The sequence below is a fragment of the Leucobacter sp. M11 genome (genome assembly GCF_035726885.1).
GTDB lineage: Bacteria > Actinomycetota > Actinomycetes > Actinomycetales > Microbacteriaceae > JAPFRB01.
In genome coordinates this window covers 19,885-20,326 of the sequence record NZ_JAPFRB010000005.1, presented here as the reverse complement: position 1 = coordinate 20,326, position 442 = coordinate 19,885, and the positions used below count along the sequence as shown (strand labels likewise).

Annotated in this window: 1 pseudogene; it reads left to right on the top strand. The window is 76.5% G+C overall.

What is annotated here, in order from left to right:
* Positions 1–442: pseudogene (locus OOT08_RS15350) on the top strand (hypothetical protein); the annotation flags it as partial.

The window sequence follows — 442 nt, the reverse complement described above, 5'->3', positions numbered from 1 at the left end:
GCTCGGCGGCGGGAGCGTGGCCCTCACCGCGAGCTCGGCCATCAGCGCCGGGGCCGTCGATCTCGACGACGGCGCCGGGCGCGTCTCCGCGGGAGCAACCGAGCTCAAATCCGGCCTCGGTGACCTGGCCGATGGGACCGTCCGGCTCGTGGACAGCGCCGGAGAGCTGAAAGCGGGCGGGGAGCGGCTCCGCTCCGGGGCCCGCGATCTCGCCAACGGCTCTGCCCGCCTCCAGACCGGGGCGGATACCGCCCAAACGGGGAGCGAGGATCTCGTCGAGGGCGCGGAGCGAGCCGCGTCCGGCACCGCGGAATTGCACGACGGCGCGACCGCCCTGGAGGACGGGGCGACCCGGGCCGCATCCGGCGCCACGGAGCTCCACGACGGGGCGACCGCGCTCGAGACCGGGGCCGGGGCCCTGACGAACGGCCTGGGCAGCCTG